Origin of the sequence: Paraburkholderia sp. SIMBA_027, assembly GCF_046535315.1 — a bacterium.
Lineage (GTDB): Bacteria > Pseudomonadota > Gammaproteobacteria > Burkholderiales > Burkholderiaceae > Paraburkholderia > Paraburkholderia tropica.
Map to the genome: position 1 here is coordinate 1 of NZ_JAWRWY010000128.1, position 418 is coordinate 418.

Consider the following 418-nt stretch of genomic DNA (forward strand, 5'->3'; position numbering starts at 1 on the left):
GGACCATCAATTCCTGCTGGCCGCTGGCTCCGCAGGTATCGATGCCGCGACCAACATCGTCGTCAAGGAAGCGAATGAGCGCATGTTGCTGCTGGTCTACGCGGCTGTTGTCCTGCTCTGCCTGATTACGTTCCGTAGCTGGCGTGCCGCCGTCGTCGCACTGGTGCCGCTCGCGATCACTTCAGTTTTATGCCAGGCGCTGATGGTGATGCTGGGCATCGGCGTCAAGGTGGCGACCTTGCCCGTAATCGCCCTTGGCGTGGGCATCGGTGTCGATTACGCGCTCTATCTGCTGTCTGTACAGCTCAACTATCAGCGCGCCGGCTTGCCGCTGCGGGACGCCTACCGTCGAGCGGTCCAGTTCACCGGCAAGGTGGTGGCGCTGGTGGGCGTCACGCTGGCCGCGGGGGTCGTCACG

1 protein-coding gene is annotated in these 418 nt (G+C 63.6%); it reads left to right on the plus strand.

From position 1 onward, the window contains the following. On the plus strand, positions 1-418 hold a 418-nt coding region (locus SB764_RS38435), incomplete at both ends, for an MMPL family transporter (RefSeq protein ID WP_410866524.1).